Source organism: Thalassovita litoralis, assembly GCF_900182725.1.
Classification (GTDB): domain Bacteria; phylum Pseudomonadota; class Alphaproteobacteria; order Rhodobacterales; family Rhodobacteraceae; genus Thalassobius; species Thalassobius litoralis.
This window is the reverse complement of the sequence record NZ_FXTO01000014.1, coordinates 68,387-94,963: the sequence shown is the minus strand read 5'-3', so window position 1 is coordinate 94,963 and position 26,577 is coordinate 68,387. Positions and strand designations below refer to the sequence as shown.

Genomic DNA, 26,577 nt, shown 5'->3' with positions numbered 1-26,577 from the left:
CCTGCGCGACGAACAGTGTGATCCCAAAGTCGTCGAGAGCATCATGGCCGACGAGAAGAGCTGCTGAGGCAAGACGGCCCTCGGCGGAACCTTACGTTACATGCCCATCGATACCGCGAAGCTTGAGATATCGGACGTGCCGAGATCCGCGAGCAGGGTTGCGGCCCCTGATGTCACGTCGATGGCATAAAGCCCGGTAGTGTCCTGCCCGTCGATTCGAAGAACCGCGTAGGCTTCATTCACGCCTTCTTTGGCGGAAACGATGTCGAAGCCACCGACGGGCAGGATGTCTACCGGTTTCCCGTCAATTGTGATCAGGCCAATGGTCGCGAGCGTTCCAGCATTATTGGCCAGGCTGACCAATGCGTTTGCACGTGCATCGAGCGCATATTGGAACGTGCTGTCCGCCTTCGCGCCACTGATGGCGTTGGTATAGGCATTGGCAAATATCAGAGGCTCTGCCCCTTCGGACATATCGCCTTCGGCATAAAATAGATTGCTGAAACGGCGGACGGAGTTAGCGCGCTCGTCCCCAAAATCACTCGGGAAGTAGACCAGGTTCTCGCCTGTAGAGCCGACCGCGCGCACGGCGTCGATCTTGTTATTAAAGTCAAATGCCACAACGGAGCCCTCCGCGATCATCGCGTCGTCCATGAAGATTGCGGACTGGTCCATCGTCTGACCGGTCATTGGGTTGATTGTAACAATCATCCCATCGGCAAAACCGACCAGCTCGCGGGTGACAGGACGCCATGCGATGGACCGAACCGGTGTGGAAAGCGTGACGCTGCGCGCGTCACCGGGCGCCGCGAGGCTGTCCATCACCATCAGGCTGGTGCCGTCACCTGAGAGGGCATAGCCTATCTTGCCTGCGTGGCCATCAGCCGGCACTGGCGTGGCAAGAAGAGTAATGGTTGAAGTAATAGCTGTGAGACGAAACATGGGTTTTCCTTTATTTGTTATATGTGTAGAGCGGGGTTCTGGTCAGGTGAGGAAGGTCAGGCTGACACCATTGAGGCAATGACGCTTGCCGGTTGGTTGCGGTCCGTCGTCAAAGATGTGGCCCAGGTGAGAGCCGCAGCGACGGCAATGCACCTCTGTCCGGGTGGCAAAGAGGGTGTTGTCTGGCTTTGTGTCCACGGCATTGGGCAGGCTTTGCCAAAAGCTCGGCCAACCGGTGCCGCTGTCGTATTTTTGCGCAGAGCTGTAGAGCGGCAGGTCGCAACCCTTGCAGTGATAGGTCCCCTCACGGGATTCTTTATCTAGGGGGCTGGAAAAGGCAGTCTCGGTGGCTTCCTCGCGCAGGACGGCATATTCCAAATCCGTCAGCATTGCGCGCCATTCGGCCTTGGTGCGGGTGACCTCGAACCGGCCTTCCGCTGCACGCAACGGAAAGGCAGCAGAGCACAGTATCCCGGCGATAATTGTGCGGCGTTTCATTGGTGCCTCCTGGTCTTGGGGGTGGCTCCCCTCGCGCGAAGCGAGGGGAGGGCGAACGCGGAGTGTGGCCTTATTTGGGCACCAGAACCGAGTTCACCACGTGGATCACACCGTTCGACTGATCGACATCGGCCACGGTCACTTTGCTGGCATTGCCGCTTTCGTCGAAGATGTAGACATTGCCGCCCACAACCTTGGCCGACAGCGCATCACCCGAGACGGCGTTGAAGTGGTAGAAGCCGTCGGGGCTTGCCTTGGCTGCGGCCATTATATCGGCGGCGGACCAGTCACCGGCCACCACATGCGCAGTCAGAACCTTCTGCAGCATGGCCTTGTTTTCAGGTTTCAGAAGCGTTTCCACCGTGCCAGCGGGCAGAGCGGCAAAAGCGTCGTTGACAGGCGCAAACACGGTGAAGGGACCGTCGCCTTGCAGCGTCTCGACCAGATCGGCGGCTTTTACCGCGGCAACCAGGGTGGTGTGGATCGGGGAATTGACGGCATTCTCGATGATATTGCGCTCTTCCAGCATCGGTGCGCCGCCCACGGTGGGGTTCATGGCAAAGGCTGCGGTGGCAAAAGCGATGGCAGTGGTCGAAGTGGCAACAAATGTTTTGATGGTCATGGTCTTTCTCCGTTTTTGAGGCGAGGCCGTTTGGCCTTGCGATGGAGAAGACACGAGAGGCGGTCCAAGGAAGTTTCAGAAAAAATCTGATTTTGTAAAAAAAAATGGATTATGGTTTTAGATCAAGCGTTTGTCACAGGACCGACAGCCAAAACCTCTCCTGTAGGCGCACCTGTCGGAGAGCCACCGAGCGGTTCGTCGCTGATCGCAAGAAGGCCATTGGCCAGCCGCTGTGCGATGTCCTGTGTAAGCTCAATCCGGGTCTCCGTGTCTGCCGGGAGCACACCCAGCGATACAGGCGCATCACTTCCCTCGGCGATCAGCCAAAGTTCAAGCACCCGGCCCGGGCGCGCCGCCCCTGCTTCGCGCGTCAATTCAAGCGCGTTTGTCTGAGCGATGAAGCGCGCCGCAACAACCAGCGTGCCATCTTGCGCGGCCACGCTGGCGGTTAAGCTTGGTTCAAAGACCGGGTCTTGGATCAGCGAAGGGGTTAGGAACGCGGCCCCCACCACAATCGCAGCGACGGCCACGCCACCGGCCAGCCAAGTCCACAAGGAACGCTTTGGCTTGGCGGCATCGGGAAAGAGCACCGCTTGCAGCTTGTCTTTCACCATAGCTGGTGGCGTTATGGGGGCGATGCCGTCGGTCAGGGCGACAAGCGATGCATCCCAGTCACGCACCAGCGCCCGCAGAGCTGGTTCCATAGTCAAACGCGCCTCAAAAACCGCAAGCTCTTCCCCATCCAGAAGATGCAAGACGTACTCACCGGCCAGAGCCGCATCGTCGTTATGATCTTCTTTCTGGCTCATCGGCTCAGACAATCCTTCAGTGTCATCAGGCTGCGGCGCAGCCAGGTTCGCATCGTGTTCAGCGGCACATCGTATCGTGCTGCTAGGTCTTTGTAACTGTCGCCGTCCAGATAGGCCCGGCGTACCGCCTCTGATTTGTCTGACTCTAGCTCTTCGAAACAGTCATTCAGCCGTTTTCGTTCGGACGAGGCAATTGCCTCAGCCTCGGGTGTGGGCGACCCATCCGAGAGGTCATGCACATCGTCGATGTCCACATTCCCAGTTTTCCGCGCCCGCAACCGGTCAATGGCCGTGTTTCGCGCCAGAGTGATCAGCCATGTCATCGGACTGTAACCGCCTGCTTTGTATCGGTCGGCCTTGTTCCAAACCTTTACAAAAACATCCTGCAGCGCGTCTTCTGCTTCAGCTCTGTTGTTTAAGACACGAAGACACACCCCAAAAAGTTTCGAGGAGGTCGCGTCATAGAGTAAAGAAAACGCCTCGCGGTCCCCGAGGCTGACGCGCATAATTGCGCTCTCTATGTCATTCGTGTCCGTCAAAATGATATGATTCCCGTCGCCTAGCAGAGAGACAATGGTTCAACGATGGCGAAAAAACCAGTTGGAATCTGAAATTATATCTACAGGCAACGGACTGCCAAAACCCATTACCATAACCTGCACGGCAATAACGGTTTTTCACGGTTTTCCGCCTCCCCTAGAAACAAGCTATTGAAAGGTAAAAAACCATCAAAACCCATCCAGTTTGGGCAGTTTTTTGTCTAGGTCTATGGAGCCAGACATTCCTACACAGTGCAGCATTAATGGTGCTTTTGCCTTTCGGGGACGTTAAATGGTTTGAGTTCCCTGTGCATCAAAAAGCTGAAAACAAACTGACCCCCTAAACTCAATAGCTGATACTCTGCGCGTTCTCCGGTGGTTTGGGGGCTGCCGGCAGACCTTAACGCTGGCAGTAACCTGCGCGTTTTATTTTGGCGCGTGCAGAGGCGGTTTCCAGAGAGCGGTATCGTCCGCCGGAGTATCTCGCACAATCCAGCGCCATACCCGACTGTATGGCAATTGCGCCGATGTCTGTACCGTCAAGGTAGCACACTCCAACCCACCGGTCATATGTGCGATCACCGTTCAGGTCGCATTTCACGAACTTACCAGCCACAAGCCGCTGCATAAACAATTTCGCTTGTTTGCCTGCGCGCGTTGATACCTCTGGGCCATCAACGCCATTTAACCTGATCGGCGTTCCTGCAACCACAATGGTGTCTACGTCCCTGACGCGCGTTACGCGCCCCTCAACAGTATCCTTGGCCGCCAGAAAGGATGGGTAGAGAAGGGTCCAGATAGAAAGAGCAACAATAAGGAGACGCATACGAGAAAATCACTGCATAGTGGAGGTCGATGATGTCCGCTTATATGGCATGTAAATCGGTTGGCAAGTTAGGGGCAACTCTTTGAAACGCCGCTCTCTGAAAACGGGATGATTGGGCAAATTTTAAAGACCAGCCATTTGCTTCGGCCGGCCTCCAAGACAGGTGTTCATGCGATGCCTGGGCATCATCGCTTTCTGTTGGCCTGAATGGCCATCATTATAGCCATTGCGCTGGCCGCATCACCGGCTGAGCCCGGTAGTTCGTCGCTGCTATCGTTGGCCTTCACAACGCTTATCTCGGCGCGATTCATCACACTGAGCTCCAGATTGGCAGATGTCCTATCTGCCACGGTCATGATCTGTTCCAGCAGGCTGGCCAGCATGTGCCAAGCATAAATGGGCGGAGGGGTCTTTCCGCTGGACCATGTCTTGATGGTTGCCTGGGAGACGCCAAAGTAGTCTGCGGCTTGCTTGTGCGCCAGTCCGCATATGTCAATTGCTGCTTTAAATGTGGTCATCTGTTTTGCTTTTGGTGAATCAGGTTGTGCTCGATCTGCCTGCCTTAGATTCCTAATTAGACCAAAAGTATAGAGTTCGCAACGAGAGCTGCGGGGCGCTCCGCAAAATGACGGGATAGGCGATGCGCCACCTGCCGGATAGGGAGCCGATTTGCCTTGAGGTCAGGTCGGCAGCGCTGGGATGTGCAATTTTACGAAGTGCATAGCAGTTCAATGAACCTGTTGAACCTGACTTTGCCTGTGAAGGCGGCAAAAAATAGTGAATAAAAACAGTTCTGTTGACGAAGAATCAATAGATTGAGCGGCCCGTTCTTCGTTTACACCGAAGATGTCGGGAGTTCGAGTCTCTCATCACCCACCATTTTCCCTTATATCAAAGACTTATGCCGCATATTTGTTGTGCGTTATCGCAAACAGCTTAGCGCGCGACTCGTTCGGGAAACAGGCATACGCCCGATTTTATATCGGTTTGCGGTTCGGGTACGGCAAAGGTGCCAGATTTTTAATCACGCACGGGCAGGGCGGCGGTTGATCCATTCGTGTTCCTGATTTTTTTTGCCGGGGGTTTCGCGTGAAAATCCCGAATTTATAGGGGAATTTACCCCATCTAAAAGGTGGCGCTATTCGCCTGAAAGGCCGCGATGAATTATTTGTAATTTTTCCGCCCACAGGCGCTTGACGCCCGCGACCGCTACGCATAAACACCCCCTCACGCTCAGGACGATATGAGCGGGCAGCGAGCGGTTGTAGCTCAGTTGGTTAGAGTACCGGCCTGTCACGCCGGGGGTCGCGGGTTCGAGCCCCGTCAACCGCGCCACCGCTGTCCAATCTAATGTCCCGACGCAGAAAAGCGCGGTTGTAGCTCAGTTGGTTAGAGTACCGGCCTGTCACGCCGGGGGTCGCGGGTTCGAGCCCCGTCAACCGCGCCATTTTCTCCCTTGAAATGGCGCCGCGAATATCCAGAGGACCATAGCAATGCGTTGGATTGATAGCTTGCCTTGGACCTCGGTCGCAATTGCCTGTGCCACGCTGGGATTGGCCCCGTTCGTTCCCGAACCGCATATCTGGGAAAAGCTGAGGATGCTGGCCAGTGGTACGCTGGCGCGTCCGGTTGATATATTCGATCTGCTGTTTCACGGGTTTCCGTGGCTGTTGGCAGGGGCCAAGGGGCTGCGTCAGGTGGCGCGGCGGGGGTAGTTCCGTCCCTGACCTTAGTCGTAACAATAGCCCAAGGCCGATTCCATCGGCAGGTCCAGTTCCTGCCGCAGAAAGGAAAGCTGGCCTGACGGAAAAGACGATGGACCCGAAGGACGGTTAACCGCCGCGTTGAATCTGGCCCCCAGCCGTTTCACCACCGGACGCAGGGCGTTTTCTGACACAGGCAGGCCTATCGCAGCACGAAACTGCGCCAGAAACCCTTGTGGATCGGCCAGAACGGTTTCCTGACGCACCACGACACAGGCGCAACCGCGTTGCAGAAAGCTAAGATGACTGCGCAGTTTTCCGGTACGCAGACGCAGCAGATTCGCATAGGGCAGGCCCGTCAACGGATCACGATCCTGTTGTAATGGTTCCCCCAGCATGAGCGGGCCGGTGCCGGGGAAATATTTGGTGTGATCAATCACCGTGTCCCAAGGCGCCCGCAGGAATTGATCAAAGGGCAGGGCCTGATGGTCGGGTTTTGTGTGCCACGGCTTTGCAAACATCGACAGCGCCCAAGGCCGCGCATCCCGCAGGCTGATCAACACCACCATATCCCGCGGAATCGCCAGCGCCTGCATATGCCCGTGCTTCCAGCCCTGCAATTCAACTGGCTGAAGCGGCGTATTCCGGCCCAACAGACGTTTCAGGTAATTCGTGCCGCTGCTGCGTTCCCCGATCACCTGAAACCGGGTTGGCGCAACGGCACCCGGCACGAAATGCAGGCCGGTTTCGGCGAAACTGTCGGGTAGGGCGATCACGAAGGCTCCTGCATTCAAAATTCGATTCTCTTATAGCAGTAAATTCGTTACGGTCACGAAAAGGCAGAAAAAGAGCAGAGGCCACAGGCGATGCAATCGACCGTTGCGGTTGTCACGATGGTACGGGACGACCTGTTTTTCCTGAAACTTTGGCTGAACCACTATGGGCGGCAGTTCGGGCGTGAAAACCTGTATATCGTCAATCACGGGCGCGGCACGGATGTGGCGCGGCTGGCCGAAGGGTGTAACATCATCGGTATTCCCGGCGACGGACAGCGCAATTTCGATATGAAACGCTGGCGGTTGCTGAACAATCTGGTGATGGGGCTGCGGTCATATTACACCCATGTGATCGTGGGCGATGTGGATGAATTGGTGGTGATTGATCCGGCAGACGGGCGTACCCTGTTGGAGTTTCTGACAGAGGTGCGCAAGAACCGGGTTTATACGCCGCTGGGACTGGAAGTGATCCACCGCATCGACCAGGAACATCAGCCGATCACCGATCATGTGCTGGGGCTGCGACGCCATGTACGGCTGGCCCCGCATTATTCCAAGCCCTGTATCATTTCGACCGGAACCAAGATCGCACGGGGTGGGCATTACACCCAGTTTGAACAATTGTTCACGCCGGATTGCCTGTATCTGCTGCATCTGAAATTTTGTGACTTTGGGGAATATGCGGCGGCAATGAACCGGCGCAATGCGCTGACACAGGATCTGGGGGCGGTGCAGGACGTGTCTATCGGGCGGCATTGGTTTGCCGAAGCACGGGGCGAGGATCGCGCCGTATTTGATGCGTTCGCCGACTTACCGATGGTCGAAGGGTTCGATATGCGCCCCTATCGTAAAAAGATGCAGCGCAGCTTTGGCCCGCGCGGCGATACCGGGTTTTTTGAATTTGAACGCCCCGAATATAAGCTGCAATTCCAGTTGCCGGATCGATTTAACAGTATCGTCTAGTGGTCTGACAAAAAACGAAAAACAGCCTGCGCGGTTTCCTGTGGGGCAGTGTCGGGGAAAAAATGCCCGCCGGGAATGCCTGCGGCCTGCATATTCGGGCAACGGGCGGCCCATGTGCCGGGAACATCATAGGCCTTGGCCATTGCGCCATCCGCACCGTACAGGATCAGCGCCGGGCAATCCACGGTCCGTTCCAGATCGGCCTGATCCAGCGCGAAATCCACCTGAAGCGCCGCGCGGTAATCGTTGCACATGCCGCGGATCGTGTCCGGGTCGCGCCATGCGGCGCGATATTCCGCCAACAGGGCCGGATCAAAATCCGACAGTTGCGATGCGCCCCAGCCCAGCAGGCAGCTTTCAAAATAATAATCCGGGTCCGCGCCGATCAACCGTTCCGGAAACGGGGCGGGTTGGGCCAGAAAGAACCAGTGATAATAAGCGGTTGCCACCTGCTGCGTCAGTTGATCCAGCAACAGATGGGTGGGGATGATATCCATCATGGTCACGGTTTTCACTGCGCCCGGATGATCCAGCGCCATGCGATGCACCGTGCGCGCGCCCCGGTCGTGGCCAACGGCGTGAAATTGATCAAAGCCCAGCGATGCCATCAACGCCACCTGATCCGCCGCCATGTCCCGAAACGAACAGGCCGCCACATCCGCAGGCTTGGACGATGCCCCATAGCCGCGCAGATCGGCGCAGACCACGGTGAACCGCTGCGCCAGAACCGGCGCGATATGGGTCCACATCGCGCGGGTCTGCGGAAAGCCATGCAGTAATAAAACCGCCGGGCCAGTCCCCCCTTTGCAAAAGGCAATCTGAACCCCGTTCACATCGGCCACGCCGTCCTGAAACCCTTGCATCGTTTTGCCTTTCATCTTGCCAAAAATACTCTGGGGGAGTCGCGCAAAGCGCGGCGGGGGCAGCGCCCCCACCGGCCCATCCTCAGCGCGTCAACGCTTCCAGAATCCGTGCCCAGCTACGGATGCCGTGGTGGAAGCTGGATACGTCGTATTTTTCATTCGGGCTGTGGATCTGGTCATCGTCCTTACCAAATCCGATCAACATGGAGTCGGTTCCCAGAATATCCTTGAAATACCCGGCAATCGGAATTGACCCACCGCACCCCACATAAGCTGCCGCATTGGGCCATTCGTCTGACAGCGCCGCGCGGGCCTTATCGAACATCGGATTGTCGATGGACATTTGCGAAGCGGGCGATCCTTTTTCAGTGCGGTATTCGATGCTGAACCCTTCGGGCAGGCGGCTTTCGATATAGGCGCGGAACGCTTTGCGAATTTTATCCGGGTCTTGCTGCCCGACCAGCCGGAAGCTGACCTTGGCGCTGGCCTTGCTGGGCAGTACGGTTTTGAACCCCGCGCCAGTATACCCGCCCCAGATGCCATTCACATCGCAGGTGGGCCGCGACCAGATCATTTCCAGCGGCGTGCGGTCCTGTTCACCTGCGGGGGCTTTCAGGCCGACTTCGCCCAAAAAGGACGCGTGATCAAAATTCAGCGATTGCCATTGGGCGCGCACTTCGTCCGGCAGTTCTGGCACATCATCATAAAAACCGGGCAGGGTGATCCGGCCCGTATCGTCATGCAGGTCGGCCAGAATGCGGGTCAGCACGCGGATGGGGTTCATCGCAATGCCGCCATACATCCCCGAATGCAAATCGCGGTCCGGGCCGGTGATGGTGAAATCTTCGCCCAGCAACCCGCGCAGCATGGTCACGATGGCGGGGGTGGTTTCTCCGAACAGACCCGTGTCGCAGATCAGCGCGATGTCGGATTTCAGTTCGTCCGCGTTGTCCTGCATGAACGGCACCAGCGACGGCGAGCCTGATTCCTCCTCGCCCTCGAAAAAGAAGGTGATCTTGCAGGGCAGGCTGCCGTGGATGGATTTCCACGCGCGGCACGCTTCGACAAAGGTCATCAACTGCCCCTTGTCATCGGACGACCCGCGCCCGCGAATGACCTTGTGGCCGTTGTCATTTTCAATCGCCGGATCAAAGGGATCGCGGTTCCACAGTTCCAGCGGGTCCACGGGTTGCACATCGTAATGGCCATAAAACAGGATATGTGGCCCGTCGCCATCAACATGCCCCACCACCATCGGATGTCCGGGGGTGGCGCGTTTTTCGGCAGCAACCCCAAGGCTTTGCAGATCAGCCACCAGCCAATCGGCGGCGGTCTGGCAATCGTCCTTATAGGCCGGGTCGGTGGAAACTGACGGGATGCGCAGCAATTCCATCATCCGGTCCAGCGCCTGCGGCAGGTCTTCGTCAATACGGGAAAGGACGGTGTCCAAACTCATCGGGGTCGCTCCTGTGTCTGTTTGGGGCGAAGCGTAGCATCCGGTGCCGCACTGTCCAGAGGGGGACTTGATGGAAATCAAGGTGGCGGGCAGGGTATGGGCCTAAGGCAAGACATGGGAAAACCCTGCTCAAAAGGCAGGCATATGCGAACAAGACAAGGAAGACCCCCGTGGATTATTCGGCTCAACTGGATCAGGCGCTGAACGCTTTGCACAGCGAAGGACGCTATCGTACTTTCATCGACATCGAACGGAAGAAGGGCCAGTTTCCTCACGCGGTCTGGCAGCGGCCCGACGGGACGGAAAAAGACATCACTGTCTGGTGTGGCAACGATTATCTGGGCATGGGGCAGCATCCCGTGGTTCTGGCCGCCATGCACGAAGCAATCGACGCCACCGGCGCGGGATCGGGCGGGACGCGGAATATTTCCGGCACCACGGTCTATCACAAACGGCTGGAGGCCGAACTGGCCGACCTGCATGGCAAGGAAGCCGCGCTTGTATTTACCAGCGCCTATATTGCCAATGATGCCACGCTCAGCACGTTGCCCAAACTGTTTCCGGGGCTGATCATCTATTCGGATGAATTGAACCACGCCTCGATGATCGAAGGGGTGCGCCGCAATGGCGGGGCCAAGCGCGTGTTCCGGCATAATGACGTGGCCCATCTGCGCGAATTGCTGGCGGCGGACGATCCCGCCGCGCCCAAGCTGATCGCCTTTGAATCGGTCTATTCGATGGACGGCGATTTTGGTCCAATCGAAGCCATTTGCGATCTGGCAGACGAATTCAACGCCCTGACCTATATTGACGAGGTTCACGCTGTCGGCATGTACGGCCCGCGCGGTGGCGGTGTGGCGGAACGGGATCGGCTGATGCATCGGCTGGATATTATCAACGGTACGCTGGCCAAGGCCTATGGCGTGATGGGCGGCTATATCGCGGCCAGCGCCAAAATGTGTGATGCGGTGCGGTCTTATGCGCCGGGCTTTATCTTCTCGACCTCGCTGGCGCCAACGCTGGCGGCGGGGGCCACTGCGTCGGTTGCGTTCCTGAAAACAGCCGAGGGGCAAAAGCTGCGGGACAAACACCAGACGCAGGCGAAAATCCTGAAAACCCGCCTGAAGGGGCTGGGCCTGCCGATCATCGACCACGGCAGCCATATCGTGCCGGTGATCGTGGGCGATCCGGTTCATACCAAAATGCTGTCGGATATGCTGCTGGATGGATACGGGGCCTATGTGCAGCCGATCAATTTCCCAACGGTGCCGCGCGGTACGGAACGGTTGCGCTTTACCCCGTCCCCGGTGCATGGCGCGGCGGAAATGGATCACCTTGTCCGTGCGCTGGATGGGCTTTGGGCGCAGTGTAAGCTGAATCGTGCCGAAATGTCCGCCTGAACCTCCGCAGACTGCATTTGTCCTTGAGTTATGCTACGCTGGCGGAAAGAAAGGTCGTATCTCGAATCGAGCAGGTTCGGCAAGCGGCGAAGCTTAGGGGCAGATGGGGATGATCAGGCGCAAGACACCGCGTATGGACGAGGAGCCACAGGTCGAGCCGAAAGGTTTCGACGCGTTCGAGATGCGTTTGGGGGACTCCATGCGTGGCGAACGGGCCACGATGGGGAAATCCTTGCTGGATGTGCAGCGCGAGCTGCGCATCAAGGCGTCCTATATCGCTGCCATAGAAAATGCCGATCCCTCGGCTTTTGACACGCCCGGTTTTATTGCTGGCTATGTGCGGTCATATGCCCGCTATCTGGGGATGGACCCGGATCAGGCCTTTGTGGATTTTTGCCGTGAAAGCGGATTTTCCACCGCACACGGTATGTCAGCCGAGGCATCTTCGATCCGCAAAAAACCAACACCTGCCGCGCCCATCGTGTCTGAACGGGACCCGTTCGCCACGGCAGCGACGCCATTCGCCCCATCGAAAGAAGCATTCTTTGCACGGGTTGAACCCGGTGCCATTGGTTCGGCGCTTGTGTTGTTACTGTTGATTGGCTCTATCGGGTTTGGTGGGTATACCGTTTTGAACGAGGTGCAGCGCGTACAGTTGGCCCCGGTTGAAAATACCCCCGATGTGCTCGCCGATCTGGACCCGCTGGCGAACCGCCCGCTGGGCCGCGAACAGGCGGCAGATGCGCGCACCGGCGGTACGGGGTTGTATACTCCCCCCAGCGCCGAGGCGCTGGACAGGTTGTATCGCCCACAGGCGCTGGACGTGCCCGTGATGGTGGCGCGCGATGCTCCGATTTCGACGTTGAACCCCGATACGGTTGGCAGTTTCCGTGCCGAAGACGAACAGCCAGTACAGATGGCCTCTGTCACTGGGGGCGCCCGTGAACCGTCCTCGGTTCCGTCGGTGCCGCAGGTGGTCGAACAGGCCGCTCCCGGTGTGGAAATGGTGGCTGTGCGCCCGGCGTGGGTGCGCGTGCGGGCCGCCGATGGCAGCGTGATCTTCGAGGGGATCATGGAAGCTGGCGACCGCTGGATCGTACCGCAAACCGAGGAAGCCCCGACATTGCGGGTAGGGGAATCCAGCGCGATTTATTTCGCGGTGAACGGCCAACATTACGGCCCGGTCGGCAATCGTGGGACTGTCACCAGCAATCTGGCGCTGTCGGTGGATAATCTGACCTCGGCGTATACGGTGGCGGATCTGGCCCAGCATCAGGAATTGGCCCGGACTGTGGCGCAGGTCGATACCCTGCCGCAGCCCGTGGCGGATTGATCGCACCGTTTCGGTATCATTTGTGAATACCCCCTTGGCCGCATTGAAGCGCAGGCCGGGGGGCGCTATTTAGCCCACAGAACCCAATGATCCAAGGACGGGACGCATGTCGCTGAACCATGTTCGCCCGTGGCGCAATATCTATCGCCGCGAAAGCCGAAAAATCCATGTTGGCCCCGTGGCTGTTGGGGGGGACGCGCCGATTTCGGTGCAGACCATGACCAACACGCTGACCACCGATGTCAAAGCGACCATTGATCAAATCCAGCGCGCGGCAGATGCCGGGGCAGATATTGTACGCGTGTCGGTGCCTGACGAAGGGTCGTCCAAGGCGCTCAGGGAAATCGTGCGCGAAAGCCCTGTGCCGATTGTGGCGGATATTCATTTCCATTACCGGCGCGGGATTGAATCGGCGCAGGCCGGTGCGGCTTGTCTGCGGATCAACCCCGGAAATATCGGGTCGCCCGAACGGGTGAAAGAAGTCATTCAGGCGGCACGGGATCATGGGTGCTCCATTCGGATCGGTGTGAATGCCGGATCGCTGGAAAAGCATCTGTTGGAAAAATACGGCGAACCCTGTCCCGATGCTATGGTTGAATCCGGGATGGAGCATATCCGCATTCTTCAGGACAATGATTTCCACGAATTCAAAATCAGCGTGAAGGCCAGCGATGTGTTCATGGCGGCGGCGGCGTATCAACAACTGGCCGAACGCACGGATGCGCCGATCCATCTGGGCATTACCGAGGCCGGGGGGCTGATGTCCGGGACGATCAAATCCTCGATCGGGTTGGGCAATCTGCTGTGGATGGGTATTGGCGATACGATCCGCGTTTCCCTGTCTGCCGACCCGGTAGAAGAGGTGAAGGTCGGATATGAAATCCTGAAATCGCTGGGCCTGCGGCATCGCGGGGTGAATATCATTTCCTGCCCGTCCTGCGCACGGCAGGGGTTTGATGTGATCAAAACCGTGGAAACGCTGGAAAAACGGCTGGAACATATCAAAACGCCCATGAGCCTGAGCATCATCGGCTGCGTGGTCAATGGCCCCGGAGAGGCGCTGATGACCGATGTGGGCTTTACCGGCGGCGGGGCCGGGTCTGGCATGGTGTATCTGGCGGGCAAGGCCAGCCATAAGATGAGCAACGATCAGATGGTCGATCATATCGTGGCCGAGGTGGAAAAACGCGCCGAAGCGATTGAGGCGGGCCAAGTCGAAGTGATGGATGAGGACGTTTAAAAACGCCCTCTAACGAACTTGCTTCGCAAGGTATTTTTCCAAAACCACGGCGGGAACATCGCCGCGCACGATCATGGTTTCAAAGACATAGCTGGGGGCGGTATCCAACCCCAGCTTTTGCGCGGCGGGGGCGTTCAGCGGTAGCTGATACAGGTGGATGCGTCCGGCCGTGGCCCAATCTGTCAGCATGTCCAGCTTTGCAACACAGTCCGGGCAATCGGGGGCTGTAATAATCGTCAGGCGCGGGACATTTTCCGGCCCGGCCACGGGTTGCGCGAACAACTGAGGGGCCAGTTCCACCAGCAGGGCGCGATCCGCGTCGATTTCATCACGATACCCCAAGGCGGCGGTCGGAACGGCTGGGCGGTCAGGCTGAAACGCGGGCAGGGTCAGCGCCGGATCGGCCAATAGAACCTGCCGGATTTCGCGCCCCATCAGGGCGCGTTCCGTGGGGGTCAGGCTGCGAAAATCAGTCTCCGCAGCCTGCGCGGTTGTCGCGGTCAACAAGACCACAAGGAAGGGCTTAATCCGCACGAACGGCGGCCACCAGTTCCATCATATTTGCCAGCGGTACGTAGCCGCGCAGCATTTCCTGTTCCAACACAAAGGTCGGCGTGCCAGAGATTTGCAGCGCCCCGGCCAGCGTGTGATTGTCGCTGAGGATTTGGTTCACCTGCGGATCGTTCAGTTTCGCCACGATCGCATCGGTATCCAGGTCCAGCTTGTCCGCCAGCCGCGCCAGCGATTTTTCCGCGATATTGCCCTTGAAGCCCATCAGTTCGTTATGGACCTTTTCATAGGCGTCATCGCCCGCGACCAGTTTCGTCGCAATCGCAAACCGCGAGGCCAGAACCGACTGTTCGCCCAGAATCGGGAACTCTTTGACGATGAAACGGATATTTCCGTCTGCTTCGATCAGTTGGTTCACCTCGTCAAAGGCCTTTTTGCAGTAGCCACAGCGGTAATCCATGAATTCAACCAGCGTGATGTCACCATCCGGGTTGCCGCCAACCCAGCTATTGGGGTCTTCAAAGATTTGCTTGGCATAGGCCTGAACCATCTGTTGTTCGGCCTGAACCTGTGCCTGTTGCTGGCGGCTTTCATAGATTTGATACGCCTCCAGGATCACTTCGGGGTTTTCCAGAAGATAGGCGCGGATTTCAGCACGGAACGCGGCGCGTTCGTCATCCGACATAGCAGAGATGTCAAAAGCCTGGGCCGGGGCGGCGAAACCAGCCGCGATCAGCGCCGCAGAGGCGAGAAGTTTTTTCATATCAATTCCTTTGTTTTACAGCGGCTTCCGAGGCAGAAATCACATCCTGCGCCCGAAGCCAAGGGGCGGAGCCGCGAGGCAGTAACCCCTCGGCGCGTTTGGCATGGATCAGCGCATCTTTGGGTCGACCGATCAGCGCATAGCGTTCCGCTGTCACGACCGAGGCCAGCCCGGTTTGCCCGGTCTGCGCATAGGCCATAGCAAGATCACGCAAAAGGTGCGGATCGTTTGCATCTTTTCTATGCGCTTTTTCAAGAACTTGCTGGGCGTTTTTTGCCTGTCCGGCGGCCAGCAGCGCTCGCCCATATCCCCCCAGTACCAGCGCATTATCGGGGGCCAGTGATGCGGCGGTTTTGGTGGCGGCGACTGCGGCTTGTGCTTTGCGGCTTTCCAGCAGGATTTGCCCACGCAGATCATGGGCGAAGGCGTCCTTTGGCCGCATCGCCACCAAACGGTCGGCGCTGGCGATGGCGCGGGCGGTATCGGGTTTGCGGTGATAGGCGACCGCTTCGCGCATCACCTGAATATCCGGCGTCAGGCTTTTGGCCGCGCGGCGCAGCGTCCAACTGGACGCGCGTTCATAGGCTGACAGTTTTCCTTGGGCGCGGGCAAACCAGTATTCGGCATCTGGGTTCGGCTTGGTGTGATCTGTCAGGCCTGCTGACAGGGCCTTGATCGCGCGCAGCCGGTCGCGGGACAGTGGATGGGTGCGGGCATAGGGGTCTTGCCGATTTTCCGCCAGCATGTCCTGACCGCGAAAAATATCCAGAACTTCCAGAAAGGCCTGTGGCGGGATGCCTGCACTGACCATGTAGCGCAGGCCAGATGTATCGGCGGCGCTTTCTTCGGCGCGGGTGTGACCCAAAAACACCCGCTGGGCCGATCCGGCCATCCCCAGCCCAATCCCCGAGGCCGCAGAGCTGTTACCCGAACTGACCGCCGCGGCAGCGGCCAACGCCATCCCCAGCCCGGCCAGCGTATTCGCCGCGCGGGCGTTTTGCATCCGGCGGGCAATATGGCCATTGGCGATATGGGCGGCTTCGTGGGCGATCACCGATTGCAATTGCGCGGCGCTGGTCAGTTTCAGCAACAGGCCGGAATGAATAAAGATATGCCGATTATCAACGATAAAGGCGTTATAGGTGTGATCATCAATCACCATCACCTGAATCGATGACGCAGGCAGACCCGCGGCTGTCAGCACAGGCCGCGCCAGACGGGACAGCGCGTGTTCGATATCGGCATCGCGCAACAGCGTCACCGCCCGCGCAGGCAGGGCCATACACAGAAGGATCGTCAAAACTGCGGCGATCTGGCGTAGCTGTGGCATTGACGGCGTGCCTGTTTCCCTGTGAATTGGCGCTTCTTACATGGCACCATAGGAAGATAGAGATGCGAAACTCAAGGCGTGGCGAGGTTGATCCCTTTATTGTGATGGACGTGATGGAGGCCGCCCGCGCCGCCGAAGAAGCCGGGCGCCATATCATCCACATGGAAGTGGGCCAGCCCAGCACGCCAGCCCCGGCAGGCGCACGGCGAGCCTTGGCGCAGGCGATGGAACAGGATGCGTTGGGCTATACCGTGGCCTTGGGGTTGCCCGCACTTCGCAAGCGGATCGCGCAACTATATGGGGAATGGTATAACGTCGATCTGGATTGGAACCGGGTTGTTGTGACACCGGGGTCCAGCGGGGCGTTTATTCTGGCCTTTACCGCGTTGTTTGATCGCGGCGCACGGGTGGGGATTGGCGAACCGGGGTATCCTTCGTATCGGCAAATCCTGAAGGCGCTGGATCTGGAACCCGTGGGATTGCCCGCCCGCCCGGAAAACCGGCTGCAACCTGTGCCTGCGGATTTTGCAGGGCTTAATCTGGATGGGTTGATGGTGGCCTCGCCTGCGAACCCGTCGGGGACTATGCTGGACCGTGATGCGATGGCGGCGTTGGTGGGGGCTTGTGCGGAAACCGGAACCAGTTTCATCAGCGATGAAATTTACCACGGCATCGAATACGAGGCCAAGGCGGTCACGGCGCTGGAAGTCACGGATGATTGTTATGTGATCAATTCGTTTTCCAAGTATTTCAGCATGACCGGATGGCGTGTGGGTTGGATGGTCGTGCCAGAAGATCATGTGCGGCTGGTCGAACGGATCGCGCAGAACATGTTTATCTGCCCGCCCCATGTCAGTCAGGTGGCCGCGTTGCACGCGATGGAATGCCGCGAGGAACTGGACGCGAATATGGCGGTCTATGCGAAAAACCGGGCCATGATGATCGAGGGACTACCCAAGGCCGGATTCGACCGGATCGCGCCGCCGGATGGGGCGTTCTATATTTATGCCGATGTCAGCCATCTGACCAATGACAGCCGCGCCTTTGCCGCCGAGATTTTGGAAAAAGCCGGTGTCGCGGTCACGCCGGGGCTGGATTTCGATCCGGTGCGCGGGGCAGGGACGTTGCGGTTTTCCTATGCCCGATCAACGGCGGATATGGAGGAAGGCCTGCGGCGGCTGACTCGTTTCATGCAAGAACGCAGCGCCTGACGCGGCGTCGCGCCTTTGAGTATTTATAGCAAGATGAAAGCAGGGGCTGGGCAGACCCGGCCCCTTTGCGCTATTTTCAGGTGAAACCAGCCGGGCAGGGCGGATGAGCAGAATTTTACGGGTTATTTTGGTGTTGGTGGCGTTGCTGCCGGTCACGGCGCGGGCGCAGGATTTCAGCGGTCTGGCGCGGGTCGAGGTGGGCAATTCCCAGATCTCGGATGCGTGGGGCGGTGGGCTGAGGCTGGAACTGGCGCTGACGCAGGGCGTACCATTCCGGGTGTATACGCTGGATGAACCGCGGCGTCTGGTGCTGGATTTTCGGGAAATCGACTGGACGGGCGTGACCAGCGATGTGCTGCTGAATGCGGATCGTGCCAGCGGGGTGCGGTTCGGGACATTCCGGCCCGGATGGTCGCGGATGGTGCTGGATTTAGCCGGGCCGATGGCGCCGGAGGCTGTGGAAATGAAGGTTGATCCGACCAGCGGAAAGGCGCGGCTGCGCGTCGATATGGCGCCGGTCGATCAGGCCAGCTTTGCCGCCGGAGCTGGCGCACCGCATGATCCGCGTTGGGATTTACCTGCCCCTGCGCAGGTGGCGCAACGGCAGGCGCGCGGGGACGGCCCCTTGGTGGTGGTTCTGGACCCCGGTCACGGCGGCATTGATCCCGGCGCGGAACGGGAAGGCAAGGCAGAAAAAGATCTGATGCTGGCCTTTGCCAAGGAGCTGAAAGAAGTCTTGCTGCGGTCAGGCCGGTTTCAGGTGGTCCTGACCCGCGAAAACGATGAATTCGTATCGCTGGAACGCCGGATAGCCATCGCGCACGAGGCTGGGGCGCATGTGTTCCTGTCGCTTCATGCGGATGCTTTGTCCGAAGGACAGGCGCAGGGCGCGACGTTGCATTTATTGCGCGACAGCGCCAGTGACGAGGCGACGCAACAATTGGCGGAGCGCCATGACCGGGACGATATTCTGTCTGGTGTGGATTTGCGCGGGCAGGACGATGTTGTGGCCGGTATCCTGATGGATATGGCGCGACAGGAAACCCAACCCCGTGCCGAACGTCTGGCGCGGGGTATGATTACGGGGTTTCGCACCGCAAAGGTGCCGGTCAATACGCGGCCTTTACGATTTGCTTCGTTTTCGGTGCTGAAATCGGCTGATATTCCGTCGATCCTGCTGGAGGTGGGGTTCATGTCGAATGCCCGCGATCTGAAAAATCTGGGCAATCCGAACTGGCGGTTGGAAATGGCGGTCGCGATCCGGGATTCACTGCGTAAATGGATGACAGAAGATGCCGCCCTGAAGGAATTGGTGCGGCATTGAACCGGGTGAAACAGCCGGGGGGCGGAAAGCTGCCGCCTGTTCAACGCTTCTTGTTTTGACGCTAGCTGTCGTGAACAGTATAGAGGCGCAACCTAATTGATAAAGGCGGCGGCGGGTGCTGAGGTTTATACTTTCCTTTTTCGGGTCCATTTTCACGGCAGTCACATTGGGGCTGGCGGTTGTTGCGCTGAGTATCGGGGCCGTGTTCTGGATTTACGGGCAGGATTTGCCAAGCCACGAAAGCCTTGCGCAGTATAAACCGCCGACAATCAGCCGGATTTATTCCGGCGAAGGGCAGATTATCGACGAATTTGCCAAGGAACGCCGCCTGTTTGCCCCGGCGGATGAAATCCCGGACATGGTGAAACACGCCTTCATCAGCGCCGAGGACAAGAATTTTTATACCCACAAGGGCTATGACGCGCGCGGGATGGTGTCTGCCGCGATTGATGCCGTGAAATCGCGCGGGCGTAATGTGCGCGGGGCGTCGACCATCACGCAGCAGGTGATGAAGAATTTCCTGCTGGGCGGCGAGCGCAAGATCGAACGCAAGATCAAGGAAATCATTCTGGCCACCCGTCTGGAAGAAACGCTGCCGAAGGATAAAATCCTTGAGCTGTATCTGAATGAAATCTTCCTTGGGCAGAATTCCTATGGTGTGGCAGCTGCGGCGCAGACCTATTTCAATAAGACTCTGAGCGAGTTGACCCCGCACGAGGCGGCAATGCTGGCGTCCATGCCCAAAGCGCCGTCTGATTTCCATCCGGTGCGCAACAAGGACCGGCTGTTGAAACGCCGGAATTATGTGCTGCGCGAGATGAAGGAAAACGGATATATCACGGCGGCCGTGTACGAAACCGAGGTAAAAGCCCCGCTGCAATCGGTGCAAAACGGAGATTTCGAAAGCTTCCGCACGGCGCTGCCGCCGCGGGATTACTTTACCGATGAAATCCGGCGGCAACTGTCGGATGAATTTGGCGAGGGCGAGTTTTTTACCGGCGGCCTGACCGTCCGCGCCACGATTGACCCAGAAATGCAGGTGGATGCCGCTGTGGCGCTGCGCCGGGGGCTGGAAGAATATGACCGCTCGCGGGGGATTTGGAACGGCACCGGCAAGAAAATCGACCCGGCCAAGCTGAGCACCGAAGAAAGCTGGCGTGCGGCCTTGGCGGAAACCGAAGTATCGCGCGACATTCAATTGAATGGGCGCTGGTATCCGGCGGTGGTGTTGGAACTGGGTAAAAACGACGCCCGGATCGGCATCGAAGGGATCGACACCGACGCGGACGGCCATTGGATCGAAGCCAAGGACGTGCAATGGGCGCGTAAGCGGCTGGACGATGGCAAGCTGGCGAAAAAGGCCCGCGTGGCGGCGGACCTGCTGGATGTGGGCGATGTGGTTCTGGTGCGTGCCATGACCAAGGACAGCGATAACAGCTTTATCCGCTGGACCCTGCGGCAAGTGCCCGAGGTGCAGGGCGGATTCATGGCAATGGACGTGAATACTGGCCGTGTGATCGCCATGCAAGGCGGGTTCAGCTATCAGGATTCGGTGTTCAACCGTGCCACGCAGGCGATGCGCCAACCCGGTTCCAGCTTCAAGCCTTTCGTCTATGCCTCGGCCCTGGACAGCGGCTATAGCCCCGCCACGATCGTGATCGACGCCCCGATCGAGATTAACACGCCCCAAGGGCTGTGGCGGCCCAAAAACTCGTCCAACCAATATTACGGGCCAACACCGCTGCGGACTGGGATTGAACGGTCGCGGAACCTGATGACGATCCGACTGGCGCAAGAGGTGGGCATGGACGTGGTGGCCGCCTATGCCGAAAAATTCGGGGTCTATGACCAGATGGGCGAATTTTTGGCGAACTCTTTGGGGGCCGAAGAAACCACGCTGTTCAAGATGGTGGCCGCCTATGCGATGTTCGCCAATGGCGGCGAACGGGTGGAACCCACGCTGGTGGACCGGGTGCAGGACCGCTATGGCAAAACGATCTATCGGCATGACAAACGGGTTTGCACCGATTGCGCCGATCCGATGCTGCGGAAATCAGACAGCCCCCATATCGTATCGAACCGCGAACGGGTGATGGATGCGATTACGGCGTATCAGTTGACTTCGATGATGCAGGGGGTGGTTCAGCGCGGGACTGCCGCGGGTGTGGTGCGTCTGGGGGTGCCGACCGCTGGCAAGACCGGGACCACCAACGATGCCAAGGACGTTTGGTTTGTCGGCTTCACCAGCAATATCGTGGCGGGCTGTTACATGGGCTATGACACGCCGCGCCCGCTGGGGCGGGGGGCCTATGGCGGGTCCATGTGCGGCCCGGTGTTTCAGGAGTTCATGCTGAAAGCGACCGAAAAATATGGCGGCGGGAAATTCCGCGTGCCGCCGGGCGGGCATTTCATCAAGATTGATCGCTTTACCGGCGCACGTCTGGCGGATGATGCCGGTGGGGAAAACGTGGTGGCGGAATATTTCCGCGATGGCGAAGAACCGATTTTCGGCGTCATGTATGATGGCGGTTTCGCTATGGGGTCGAACCTGCCGCTGTTCGAAGAAGTGCAGGAACATTCGCAAGAGGTGACGACCTCAACCGGGCAACGCGCGGTGGTGGGACCGAAAGCGTCTTTCGGGTCGGTGTCTTCGGGCGGTTTGTATTAACCCAGCATTCAGACCATGCGCCCCGCCTTGCCCCGGCTGGCGGGGTAAGCTATCACGCAAGCCGGAAACGAAAATTAGCAGGATTATCCCATGCGCGCAGAGGTTCAGAACACGGTTTCAGCCATCGAGAAATCGCTTGCCCTGTTGCGGCAGCGGATGAATTGGGAAACCGCCCAATACCGGATGGAAGAATTCAACGCCCGCGTTGAAGACCCGACCCTGTGGGACGATCCCGATGCCGCGCAAAAGCTGATGCGTGAACGCCAGTCATTGCTGGATGCGATCACCGCGCATGACGATATGAAACAAGAACTGGCCGACAATATCGAGCTGATCGAACTGGGCGAAATGGAAGACGATCAGGATGTCGTCAAAGAGGCCGAAGATTCGATCAAGACGCTGGCAAAGAAAGCCGCCGAAAAAGAACTGGAAGCCCTGCTGAACGGCGAAGCGGACGGCAGCGATACCTTCCTTGAAATCAACTCGGGCGCGGGGGGGACGGAATCCTGCGACTGGGCGTCGATGCTGGCGCGGATGTATGTCCGCTGGGCCGAAAAAAAGGGCTACGAGGTCGAGCTTCAGTCGATAAACCACGGCGAAGAGGCTGGGATCAAATCCGTGGCTTATAAAATTTCCGGGCATAATGCCTATGGCTGGCTGAAATCGGAATCCGGGGTGCATCGTCTGGTGCGGATTTCGCCCTATGACAGCTCGGCGCGGCGGCATACCTCGTTCAGTTCGGTCTGGGTGTATCCGGTGGTCGACGACAATATCGAGATTGATGTGAACCCCGCCGATATTCGGATTGATACCTATCGGTCCTCGGGGGCGGGTGGTCAGCACGTCAACACCACCGACTCGGCGGTGCGGATCACGCACATGCCCACCGGGATTGTGGTCACATCATCGGAAAAATCGCAGCACCAGAACCGTGATATCGCCATGAAGGCGCTGAAATCGCGCCTGTACCAGATGGAGCTGGACCGCCGTAACGAAGCCATCAACGCCGCCCACGAAGCCAAGGGCGATGCCGGGTGGGGCAACCAAATCCGGTCTTATGTGTTGCAGCCGTATCAGATGGTCAAAGACCTGCGCACGGGGTTTGAAACCTCGGACACGCAGGGGGTTCTGGATGGCGATCTGGATGGGCTGATGGCGGCCACGCTGGCGATGCAGGTGTCGGGCAAATCGCGGGCAGAGGCGAACGCGGAAGACTAAATTTGTGCTGGCAGGCTTGTCAGTTGCAAACAGTTCAGAAAGATTACACCGGCAGGGGAATTTCCCCTGCCTTTTACGTTTCGTCCAATGGGGAGAATTGGAATGGGTGATCTGCTGGACCGCGACGCGCTGGACCTGTCGGGGATGATCGAACGGCGCGAACTGAGCGCCGAGGAATTGATGAAGGCCACGCTGGCGCAAATCGGCGCGTGGAACCCCCATGTTAATGCCGTTGTGGCGCAGCGAGATGGCGACGAAATGCTGGCCGAAGCTCGCGCCGCCGATAACACCCCGCGCAAGGGCTGGCTGCATGGTATCCCGATGGCGGTGAAGGATCTGGCCAATGTCAAAGGGCTGGTTTCGTCCTTTGGGTCGCCCATTTTCGCCGGGCAGGTGGCCGAGGCGGATGATATATTCGTGGCTCGGATGCGGGCGGCGGGGGCGCTGATCCTTGGCAAAACCAATGTGCCGGAATTTGGGCTGGGCAGTCACACGTTCAATCCGGTTTATGGCCCGACACGCAATCCCTATGACGTGACGCGCAGCGCCGGGGGATCGTCCGGTGGGGCGGCTGTGGCACTGGCAACCCGGATGCTGCCAATTGCCGATGGATCGGACATGATGGGCAGCCTGCGCAATCCGGCGGGGTGGTGCAACGTGTATGGGTTCCGCCCGACATGGGGGCGGGTGCCGTTTGAACCGATTGGCGACAGTTACCTGCAAACGCTGGCTACAAATGGCCCGATGGGGCGGTCCCCCGCAGATATTGCCGCGCTGTTGCAGGTGCAGGCCGGGCGCGACCCGCGTCAACCTTTTGGTCTGGACAACGAAGATTTCAGCGCCGGGCTAACCACCCCGGTGACGGGGCAGCGAATTGCATGGCTGGCGGATTGGGACGGGGCCTATGAGATGGAACCCGGTATTCTGGACCTGTGCGAGGCCGCGCTGGATGTCTACCGTGATCTGGGCGTGACCGTGGATCGGGTGCAGGCTCCGTTCCCTGCCGAAAAGATATGGGAGGCATGGCAAACCCTGCGCTGGTACGCTGTTGCCTGTAAATTCGCGCCGCTTTATGCGCAGGATAAAACCCGTGCGATGCTGAAACCTGCGGCTGTCTGGGAAATTGAAAACGGCCTGCCGCTAAGCGGGATGGACGTTCATCGGATGAGCGTGATCCGGTCCGAGTGGTTCCGGGCTGCGGCAGAGCTGTTTACCAAATACGATGCCTTTGCCATTCCCACCGCACAGGTTTGGCCCTTTGATGTGGACATGGTGCATCCGACGCAAATCAACGACAAGGACATGGATACCTATCACCGCTGGATGGAGGTGGTGATCCCCGCCAGCCTGCTGGGCCTGCCTGCGCTGTCGGTTCCGGTTGGGTTTGGGACCAATGGTTTGCCGATGGGGATGCAACTGGTTGGGGCATCGCGCAACGATGCGGGCATTCTGCAATTGGGACAGGCGTATCACGCTGCGACACAATGGCCCAGTAAAATGCCGCCAAAGCTACCCTGACGCTTGATTTTACGGGCAAAACCCGCTCCCATACTCAAAAATATGAATATTTTCGCTTTGGGAGGAGTGGATGCCGTATGAATTGGAACACGGTGCGCCCGAATTAGGGCGCGCCAGTTTTGATGTGTTGAAAGAAGCCCTGCGCCGGGCGTGGGCCGATATGAAACGCGCCCCCGGTTTCGGGTTTGTCTTTGCCTCGGTCTATGTGGTGTTGGGGCTGATTTTTGCGTGGATCACCTTTGCCACCGGAAAAACCTATTGGCTGATCTTTGCGGCTGTGGGCTTTCCCCTGTTCGGGCCGTTCGCAGCGGTGGGCCTGTACGAGGTCAGCCGCCGGATCGAACAAGGCCGCGCAATGGATATGTATCAGATTTTCGGTGTCATAGCGAAACAGTCCAAACGGCAACTGCCATCCATCTGCGCCATCGTGATTTTCATGTTTCTGTTCTGGTTCTTTATTGCCCATATGATTTTCGCCCTGTTCATGGGGCTTAGCACCATGACCAATGTATCATCGTCCTATGATGTGTTTTTGACCCCAAACGGGGTGATGATGCTGGGCGTGGGAACCGTGGTGGGCGCGCTGTTTGCGCTGCTGCTGTATATGATCACGGTCATCAGCCTGCCGATGCTGCTGGATCGCGAGGTGGATTTCGTTACCGCCATGATCACCTCGTTCCAAACGGTTGTGCGCAATCCCGTGCCAATGCTGGCGTGGGCATTGTTCATCGCGGCGGTGACATTCGTGGCCATGATCCCGTGGTTTCTGGGGCTGTATGTGGTGCTGCCGTTATTGGGTCATGCGACATGGCATTTATATCGCCTGCTCAGCGATGCGGGGGCGGTCGATCCTGTCTGAGTCGCGGATCGGCGGGTTCCCTCTGATCCTGATCCGCCGCGTCGATCGGCAACAGATCGCGCGGCGGACCGATGCGGATCGGTGGCGGTTCGCCTGTTGGGGCAGGGGCCGTGGAACCGGGCGGACCATCGCCTGTTCGGTGATGGGATTCGCGCAGTCTGGTGCCTAAAAGTGACCTGTTTTCAGTGGGATATTCATTGCTGGCGGTGCAGGTGCTTATCTGTGGTCAAGGCGCGGATGGGCCGCGCCAAAAGCCAAAGTAAAGGACCACATTCATGACTATTGCACATCGGATCACCGCGACCGCTTTTGCCATCACTCTGGCGGCACCGCTGCTGGCGGCACAAATTGATCCCGCCATCGACACTGACGGGGACGGGGCCTATAGCCTGGCGGAATTGCAGGTGGTGGCACCGGACATGACCGAAGACAGCTTTAACAGCTATGACATTTCGGCCGATGGGGTTCTGGACGCGGATGAAGCCGCCGCCATGCAAGAGGCCGGACTGCTACCGGCGAAAGAAGGTTAAGCCATCATCGCAATGAAAAAGGGGCCGGTGAAAACCGGCCCCGTTTCCGTGATCCATTCGAGGGATTTACAGCCCGCGTGACAGGGCCGCTACGCCGGTGCGGGCTACTTCGACCAGACCCAGCGGGCGCATCAGATCGGCAAAAGCGTCAATCTTTTCGGGCGTGCCGGTGATTTCAAAGACAAAGCTTTCCAGCGTGCTGTCCACCACATTGGCGCGGAAAATATCGGCCAGACGCAGCGCCTCGACCCGTTTTTCGCCATCGCCCTGCACCTTGATCAGGGCCAGTTCACGTTCAACGGCGGCCCCTTCTACGGTCAGGTCGTGAACTTCGTGAACCGGGACAATCCTGCCCAGTTGCGCCTTGATCTGTTCAATCACCTGCGGCGTGCCAGTGGTGCAGATGGTGATGCGCGACCGATGTCCGGCATGGTCGATTTCAGCCACGGTCAGGCTGTCGATGTTATAACCGCGCGCACCAAACAGGCCGATCACACGGGCCAGAACGCCCGCTTCGTTATCGACGATCACGGCCAGCGTGTGTTTTTCGCTGACGTCCGAAAAATTCGGGCGCAGGTTATATGCGGAATGTTTGGAGGAGCCTTTTTTGATCTGTAGGGCAGACATGATGTTTTCCTTGCTGAAGGGTACGGGATGGAAAGGCCGGGCGCAGCAA

Annotated in this window: 26 protein-coding genes and 2 tRNA genes; 14 read left to right on the top strand and 14 right to left on the bottom strand. The window is 58.5% G+C overall.

Annotation, left to right across the window (positions count from 1 at the left end; translation table 11 throughout):
- Positions 1-96: 96 nt before the first annotated feature.
- The 7 genes from FN828_RS12000 to FN828_RS11970 form a co-directional block, all read right to left on the bottom strand.
- Positions 97-942 carry a DUF4394 domain-containing protein gene (locus tag FN828_RS12000; RefSeq protein WP_142493718.1) on the bottom strand — a complete coding sequence of 282 codons (846 nt, stop codon included), beginning with the start codon at positions 940-942 and terminating at the stop codon, positions 97-99.
- A 42-nt stretch (positions 943-984) separates the two neighbouring features.
- Entirely contained in the window at positions 985-1,440 is a 456-nt protein-coding gene (msrB, locus tag FN828_RS11995) for a peptide-methionine (R)-S-oxide reductase MsrB (RefSeq protein WP_142493717.1), read from the bottom strand.
- A 70-nt stretch (positions 1,441-1,510) separates the two neighbouring features.
- A complete protein-coding gene (locus tag FN828_RS11990; protein WP_142493716.1) occupies positions 1,511-2,062 on the bottom strand; it encodes a fasciclin domain-containing protein in 552 nt (183 codons plus the stop codon).
- Positions 2,063-2,184: 122 nt separating this feature from the next.
- Positions 2,185-2,871, bottom strand: a complete 687-nt coding sequence (locus FN828_RS11985) for an anti-sigma factor (protein WP_142493715.1) — start codon at positions 2,869-2,871, stop codon at positions 2,185-2,187.
- Positions 2,868-3,377 (bottom strand): sigma-70 family RNA polymerase sigma factor, encoded by a 510-nt coding sequence (locus tag FN828_RS11980; protein WP_235891469.1) that lies wholly within the window; start codon positions 3,375-3,377, stop codon positions 2,868-2,870. The genes FN828_RS11985 and FN828_RS11980 overlap by 4 nt, the downstream gene beginning before the upstream one ends.
- Positions 3,378-3,810: 433 nt before the next feature.
- Positions 3,811-4,236, bottom strand: a complete 426-nt coding sequence (locus FN828_RS11975) for a thermonuclease family protein (RefSeq protein WP_142493713.1) — start codon at positions 4,234-4,236, stop codon at positions 3,811-3,813.
- Positions 4,237-4,421: 185 nt separating this feature from the next.
- On the bottom strand, positions 4,422-4,754 hold the full coding sequence (locus FN828_RS11970; protein WP_142493712.1) for a hypothetical protein: 333 nt from the start codon (positions 4,752-4,754) through the stop codon (positions 4,422-4,424).
- 740 nt (positions 4,755-5,494) lie between these two features.
- Here FN828_RS11970 and FN828_RS11965 point away from each other — a divergent pair.
- The 3 genes from FN828_RS11965 to FN828_RS11955 all read left to right on the top strand — a co-directional run bounded on the left by FN828_RS11965 (position 5,495) and on the right by FN828_RS11955 (position 5,951).
- A tRNA-Asp gene (locus tag FN828_RS11965) sits at positions 5,495-5,571 on the top strand.
- A gap of 35 nt (positions 5,572-5,606) precedes the next feature.
- Positions 5,607-5,683 (top strand) — tRNA-Asp (locus FN828_RS11960).
- A gap of 46 nt (positions 5,684-5,729) precedes the next feature.
- Positions 5,730-5,951 carry an RND transporter gene (locus FN828_RS11955; protein WP_142493711.1) on the top strand — a complete coding sequence of 74 codons (222 nt, stop codon included), beginning with the start codon at positions 5,730-5,732 and terminating at the stop codon, positions 5,949-5,951.
- Between the two features lie 14 nt (positions 5,952-5,965).
- On the opposite strand, the gene FN828_RS11950 is transcribed toward FN828_RS11955, so the two are convergent.
- Positions 5,966-6,715, bottom strand: coding sequence for a hypothetical protein (locus FN828_RS11950; protein ID WP_235891468.1), 750 nt, complete (start codon positions 6,713-6,715; stop codon positions 5,966-5,968).
- Between the two features lie 90 nt (positions 6,716-6,805).
- On the opposite strand from FN828_RS11950, the gene FN828_RS11945 reads away from it, so the two are divergent.
- Positions 6,806-7,678 carry a glycosyltransferase family 2 protein gene (locus FN828_RS11945; RefSeq protein WP_142493710.1) on the top strand — a complete coding sequence of 291 codons (873 nt, stop codon included), beginning with the start codon at positions 6,806-6,808 and terminating at the stop codon, positions 7,676-7,678.
- Here FN828_RS11945 and FN828_RS11940 read toward each other — a convergent pair.
- Positions 7,675-8,556, bottom strand: a complete 882-nt coding sequence (locus FN828_RS11940; protein WP_142493709.1) for an alpha/beta fold hydrolase — start codon at positions 8,554-8,556, stop codon at positions 7,675-7,677. The genes FN828_RS11945 and FN828_RS11940 overlap by 4 nt on opposite strands.
- Before the next feature lie 67 nt (positions 8,557-8,623).
- Positions 8,624-9,997 (bottom strand): M20/M25/M40 family metallo-hydrolase, encoded by a 1,374-nt coding sequence (locus tag FN828_RS11935; RefSeq protein WP_142493708.1) that lies wholly within the window; start codon positions 9,995-9,997, stop codon positions 8,624-8,626.
- Positions 9,998-10,167: 170 nt separating this feature from the next.
- On the opposite strand from FN828_RS11935, the gene hemA reads away from it, so the two are divergent.
- The 3 genes from hemA (at position 10,168) to ispG (ending at position 13,970) form a co-directional block, all read left to right on the top strand.
- Positions 10,168-11,397, top strand: a complete 1,230-nt coding sequence (gene hemA / locus FN828_RS11930; protein WP_142493707.1) for a 5-aminolevulinate synthase — start codon at positions 10,168-10,170, stop codon at positions 11,395-11,397.
- Between the two features lie 109 nt (positions 11,398-11,506).
- Positions 11,507-12,730, top strand: coding sequence for a helix-turn-helix domain-containing protein (locus tag FN828_RS11925; RefSeq protein WP_142493706.1), 1,224 nt, complete (start codon positions 11,507-11,509; stop codon positions 12,728-12,730).
- A gap of 106 nt (positions 12,731-12,836) precedes the next feature.
- Positions 12,837-13,970: a flavodoxin-dependent (E)-4-hydroxy-3-methylbut-2-enyl-diphosphate synthase gene (gene ispG, locus FN828_RS11920; protein WP_142493705.1), complete on the top strand. Its 1,134-nt coding sequence runs from the start codon at positions 12,837-12,839 to the stop codon at positions 13,968-13,970.
- Between the two features lie 9 nt (positions 13,971-13,979).
- Here the strand turns inward: ispG and FN828_RS11915 are convergent, their stop codons facing one another.
- The 3 genes from FN828_RS11915 to FN828_RS11905 are packed head-to-tail and all read right to left on the bottom strand — an operon-like array spanning position 13,980 to position 16,573.
- Positions 13,980-14,504, bottom strand: coding sequence for a hypothetical protein (locus FN828_RS11915; RefSeq protein ID WP_142493704.1), 525 nt, complete (start codon positions 14,502-14,504; stop codon positions 13,980-13,982).
- On the bottom strand, positions 14,494-15,243 hold the full coding sequence (locus tag FN828_RS11910) for a DsbA family protein (protein ID WP_142493703.1): 750 nt from the start codon (positions 15,241-15,243) through the stop codon (positions 14,494-14,496). The genes FN828_RS11915 and FN828_RS11910 overlap by 11 nt, the downstream gene beginning before the upstream one ends.
- A gap of 1 nt (position 15,244) precedes the next feature.
- The gene (locus tag FN828_RS11905) at positions 15,245-16,573 is read right to left on the bottom strand and encodes a M48 family metalloprotease (protein ID WP_142493702.1); all 1,329 of its coding nucleotides are present in this window, start codon (positions 16,571-16,573) and stop codon (positions 15,245-15,247) included.
- A 62-nt stretch (positions 16,574-16,635) separates the two neighbouring features.
- Between FN828_RS11905 and FN828_RS11900 the strand changes: the two genes are divergently transcribed.
- The 7 genes from FN828_RS11900 (at position 16,636) to FN828_RS11870 (ending at position 25,901) form a co-directional block, all read left to right on the top strand.
- A complete protein-coding gene (locus tag FN828_RS11900; protein ID WP_142493701.1) occupies positions 16,636-17,784 on the top strand; it encodes a pyridoxal phosphate-dependent aminotransferase in 1,149 nt (382 codons plus the stop codon).
- 103 nt (positions 17,785-17,887) lie between these two features.
- Complete coding sequence (locus FN828_RS11895) at positions 17,888-19,108, top strand: N-acetylmuramoyl-L-alanine amidase (RefSeq protein ID WP_142493700.1); 1,221 nt, start codon at positions 17,888-17,890, stop codon at positions 19,106-19,108.
- A gap of 115 nt (positions 19,109-19,223) precedes the next feature.
- Positions 19,224-21,776: a penicillin-binding protein 1A gene (locus FN828_RS11890; protein WP_142493699.1), complete on the top strand. Its 2,553-nt coding sequence runs from the start codon at positions 19,224-19,226 to the stop codon at positions 21,774-21,776.
- 90 nt (positions 21,777-21,866) lie between these two features.
- The gene (gene prfB / locus FN828_RS11885) at positions 21,867-22,994 is read left to right on the top strand and encodes a peptide chain release factor 2 (RefSeq protein ID WP_142493698.1); all 1,128 of its coding nucleotides are present in this window, start codon (positions 21,867-21,869) and stop codon (positions 22,992-22,994) included.
- Between the two features lie 102 nt (positions 22,995-23,096).
- Entirely contained in the window at positions 23,097-24,512 is a 1,416-nt protein-coding gene (locus tag FN828_RS11880; RefSeq protein ID WP_142493697.1) for an amidase, read from the top strand.
- A gap of 70 nt (positions 24,513-24,582) precedes the next feature.
- The gene (locus FN828_RS11875) at positions 24,583-25,371 is read left to right on the top strand and encodes a DUF2189 domain-containing protein (RefSeq protein ID WP_142493696.1); all 789 of its coding nucleotides are present in this window, start codon (positions 24,583-24,585) and stop codon (positions 25,369-25,371) included.
- Positions 25,372-25,646: 275 nt separating this feature from the next.
- Entirely contained in the window at positions 25,647-25,901 is a 255-nt protein-coding gene (locus FN828_RS11870; protein WP_142493695.1) for an EF-hand domain-containing protein, read from the top strand.
- 66 nt (positions 25,902-25,967) lie between these two features.
- On the opposite strand, the gene ilvN is transcribed toward FN828_RS11870, so the two are convergent.
- A complete protein-coding gene (ilvN, locus tag FN828_RS11865) occupies positions 25,968-26,528 on the bottom strand; it encodes an acetolactate synthase small subunit (protein WP_142493694.1) in 561 nt (186 codons plus the stop codon).
- Positions 26,529-26,577 lie beyond the last annotated feature (49 nt).